At 77.3% G+C, this 4096-nt stretch carries 3 protein-coding genes and 1 pseudogene; all 4 read right to left on the bottom strand.

The features are described from left to right. On the bottom strand, positions 1 to 1453 hold a 1453-nt coding region (locus GTR02_RS20320; protein WP_166609296.1), incomplete at its 3' end, for a phosphoribosyltransferase domain-containing protein. After that, the gene (locus GTR02_RS20315; RefSeq protein WP_166609295.1) at positions 1450 to 2655 is read right to left on the bottom strand and encodes an HpcH/HpaI aldolase/citrate lyase family protein; all 1206 of its coding nucleotides are present in this window, start codon (positions 2653 to 2655) and stop codon (positions 1450 to 1452) included. The genes GTR02_RS20320 and GTR02_RS20315, both read right to left, overlap by 4 nt. A 25-nt stretch (positions 2656 to 2680) precedes the next feature. Further along, entirely contained in the window at positions 2681 to 3262 is a 582-nt protein-coding gene (locus tag GTR02_RS20310) for a TerD family protein (RefSeq protein ID WP_166609294.1), read from the bottom strand. A gap of 87 nt (positions 3263 to 3349) precedes the next feature. Then, positions 3350 to 4096: pseudogene (locus GTR02_RS20305) on the bottom strand (TerD family protein); the annotation flags it as partial.

The raw sequence follows: 4096 nt of genomic DNA, 5'->3' as shown, positions 1-4096 counted from the left end.
CCTCCGGGGGGTCGGTGGGCAGGTCGGTGTGGACGCCGGCGGGGGCGTCGGCGGGCAGGGTCACGAGCAGCAGCCGGTCGGCCGCGGGCCGCAGGGCGGCCAGCACACCGTCGGGCGCGGCGAGCGCGGCCGGGTCGGACGCCTCGTCGACGACGAGCACGCAGACCTCCCACGGCGCGCCCGGCCGGTGCACGTTGTGCGCGTAGCGGGGTCCCGGGCCGTCGAGCGCCGGGTCGTGGCTGCGGAAGGCCACGGTCGAGCGCACGGCGTAGCCGGGGTCGTCGACGGCGAGCACGGGCGAGCGCGTCGTGGAGCTGGAGCGGACCTCGCGCGGCCCCGTGCCCGTGAGACCGCCGGTGGAGCCGCCGGCGAGACCCACCGCGAGCAGCAGGGGCACGTGCAGCAGCTCCTCCGAGCCGAGGACGAGCACGGCCCCGGCGCCGGGGCCCACGGCGGCGCCGACCTCGGCCACGAGGCCCGGCAGGGCCGCGGCCAGGGCGGCGCGGGCGGACGCTGACGTGCCGTGCCGCGCGGTCAGCGGCACCCCCGCGGGCCAGGGGGGCCGCACGTGGACGACGTCGGCCGGGACCGGCCGCGGTGCGGGCACGGGGGCCGGGGGCGCGGCGGTGACGAGCGCGGTCCCGGCGGCGAGCACGCCGTCGGGGAGGCCGACCGCGCCCTCGACGAGGCTGACGACGTCGATGCGCGCGCCGAGCCGGGTCGCGAGGGCGGCGAGGCGGGCCCGGTCGGCCGGGCCGCGGGCGTCCAGCAGGCCCGCGACCACGTAGTGCCGCCGCGGCGTCCGGGCGTGCAGCACCTCGAGGGTGTTGGCGACGGTCCGGCCCGTCGACAGCTCGTCGTCGACGAGGACGAGGGGCGCCGCGGGGTCGGCCAGGGCCCGCAGCACGGCGGGGTCGGTGGGCAGCAGCTGGTGGCCGGTGGCGTGGGAGTGCTCCTCCTCGAAGCCGGCGTACCCGCGCACCGCGGGTACCGCCCGCCGCGTCGAGTGCAGGCAGGTCCCGCCGAGGGCGTCGGCGACCCCCTGACCCAGACCCGTGGCCGTCTCGGCGTAGCCGAGGACGAGCGCGTCGGGACGCGCGGGCGGCCGGACGCTCGCGGCGAGGACGTCGGCCGCGGCGTCCGCGTCGCCTGCGAGCGCCGCCCGCCAGCGCTCGAGGCCCGGACCCGGCCCGTCCGGGACGCCGAGCGCCGCGCCGACGCGCGCGCCGAGGCGCAGGGCGGCGGCCCGGACCAGCCGCGGGTCGGTCGGCACGTGCTTGCCGAGGACGCGGGAGACCAGCAGGTGGGCGCGCCGGGGGTTGCGCCGCAGCGCGAGCCCGAGCAGGTCGTGGACGTCGAGCCCGTCGACGCCGGGCGGACCCGTGAGGTCGACGCCGAGCCGTTCACCGACCCAGCGCCCGGACCAGACGGGGTGGTCGAGGCCGGCGCTCACCCGCCGGCCGCCCGGATCGCGAGGTTCGCCTCGTCCAGGGCCTCCAGGAGCTGCACGTAGCCGACGCCCTCGCACGCCACGCCGAACGCGTCGGCGCGGGCCAGCACCCGCTGCGCCCACGCGCGGTGCGGGCCTGCCTCGTTCATCTTGTTGCGGTACGACGACGGCATCGCCCCGCCGGCCACCTGGCCCACGACGTCGGAGGCGTCGGCGAAGTCCTCGTGGGTGACGACCGACATGGCGTGCACCACGGCGACGTGCGAGGGGTGGATGACGGTCTTGCCCTGCAGGCCGTTGACGGTGTCCAGGACGATCTCGCGGACCAGCCCGTCGAGGCCCTCGTCGATGAGCTGGGCGCGCAGCTCCTCGGCCCCGGCCCGCGTGAACGGGCCGGGCGACAGCAGGCTGCGGAAGACGCGCTCGCCCGTGCTGAAGTGCTCCCACACGGGGGCCGTGATCGGGTAGCCGGTGCCGTCGGCGCGGCCGAGCACGTTGACGACGTCGCCCAGCACGTCCGCGACCACCCGGACGTCCCAGACCGTGCTGCCGCGCGGCCGGCGCAGGCCGTAGGCCGCGGACAGGTCCGTCGCCCCCGTCCGCACGGCCAGGACCAGGTCGCGGTGGGCGTCGAGGACTTCGCGGATGCGGAACAGCGCCTCGTGGCGGGTGTCGAGGTGCGCGACGTCGCGGCTCTCCAGGACCGGCATGGCCCACAGGCGCCGCCCCGCCCGCCCCGAGGCCTCGCGCACCGCGGCCAGCCAGGTCGCCGGGTCGGGCTGGCCCGCGCCACCGAACTTGGGCAGGACGAAGCCCAGGAGGCAGTCGAGCCCGACGCCGGCCCGCTCGACGACGCTCAGCAGCTGCTCGGGCGTGCGCGTGCGCACGAACAGCATCAGCGGCGGGTCGTCGCGCCAGCCCGGCGTCCGGGCCAGGTCGGCCAGCTCGCGCACGAGGATCTCCTCGGCCTCGGCGACCCGGTCGTCGGGGACGGAGTCCTCCAGGCACGCCACGGCGCTGACCGACCCGCGGCCCGCCAGGCGCAGGAGGTCCCCCGCGAGGCGCTGCCGCGTCGCCGGGCAGTAGATCGTCGCGCCGAGGGCGACCGCGAGCTGGTCCCGGCCCGCCGTGAGGTCGACGGGCCGCGGCGGCACGCAGAAGAGCCGCTCGAGCTGCTCCGGGCTGAGCGTGGAGAAGTGACGCACCTCGGGGGCTCGTCGGGAGGACGGGTCAGAGGTGGGGGACGACGGCGGGCACGAGGTCGCGGACCGTGCGCCCCGACGTGGTCGCCCCGATGGCCGTCATGGCCCACCCGGTCCCGTCGCGCGAGACCTTCGCCATGACCTGCGCGTTGTGCCGTCCGGACCCGCTCAGCTCGTAGCGGGCGATCTCGGTCTGCTGCGGGCCGGCGGCGTCGACGAGCCGGCAGAACGCGTTCTCGACCTGGCTGAAGTCCTGCCCCGTGAAGCTGTTCACGGTGAAGACGAGCGACGTGACCGTGGCCGGGACAGCCGTGAGGTCGACCAGGATGACCTCGTCGTCGCCCTCGCCCTCGCCCGTGCGGTTGTCGCCCGTGTGCGTGACGGAGCCGTCCTTGCTGCGCAGCTGCTGGAACCAGACCTGGTCGACCAGCGCGCCGCGGGCGTCGAAGAGCAGGCAGGACGCGTCGAGGTCGACGTCGATCGACTTGCGGCGCCCGAACAGCCCCTTGGCCGTGGCGTCCCAGCCGAGCCCCATGAAGACGCGGGTCAGCGCCCCGCCGCCGGACTTCTCCAGCGACAGCCGCTGCCCCTTGGCCAGGTTGACCGCCATGTGAACCTCCTCGTCGTGCGCGCGGACGCGCGCGGGCCTTCGTGTCCTCGCGTGGGGGGAGGACGTCCCGTCGGTGCGGCGCCGCCCTCAGGCGGGGCGGGGCACCGTACCGCCCGGTCCCCAGTCGAGGTCGTCGAAGCCGTAGGCGGCGGCGACCTCGGCCTGCGGGCCGGGGAAGAACTCGTTCTCGCGCCGGACGACGAGGTCGCCGCCGACGTTGTGCACCGACACCAGAGCACAGGTCCGGGCGCCCGGCGGTGCTCCCTGCGCCCACGCCTGCAGGCGGCCGCCGTCGCGGCGCCGCACGGTCAGGTGCGGCGCCAGGGCGGCGAAGTCCGGGGCGTCGTGCGTCGCGTAGACGTACAGCACCATGCGGCGCACGACGTCGAGGTGCCGGCCGTCGACGAGGAGCTCCTCCCCCGCCTCCTCGCTGCGCGGGCCCAGCCGCAGCACCTGCCGCGCCCCGTACCCCGGGGCCATCAGGAGATCACCGAGGGACTGGACCGCGCCGCGGTGACGGTCCTGCGTCTCCCACAGGCACCCCAGGTGAACATCGGTGGACCGTTGCAGCCCGCGCGAGGTCACCTGGCGCTCCCACTGCAGGAGGATCCGCAGCGTCCCGCCCTCGCGCTGGGCGGCCGTGATGGTCGTGACGGGCGCGTCGTCGTCCAGGACGAGCCGCTCCTCCGAGACCCGGGCCCGCCCGACCTCCGCCGCGGGCGGCGGTGCGAGGGGCGTGCTGCCCGGCGGTGCCGCCCGCGGCGGAGACGTCCGGGCGGGCGGCGTCCGCAGGGGCGCCGCGGGGTGCGGGACCGCCGCGGCGCCCCTGCGGAC

The organism is Kineococcus siccus (assembly GCF_009906795.1).
Lineage (GTDB): Bacteria > Actinomycetota > Actinomycetes > Actinomycetales > Kineococcaceae > Kineococcus > Kineococcus siccus.
The sequence above is the reverse complement of the archived record's forward strand: the minus strand, read 5'-3'. Positions and strand labels throughout refer to the sequence as shown.

Excerpts from the sequence above, each read along its gene's own strand:
- GTR02_RS20310 (WP_166609294.1), bottom strand. The coding sequence starts at position 3,262 with ATGGCGGTCAACCTGGCCAAGGGGCAGCGGCTGTCGCTGGAGAAGTCC.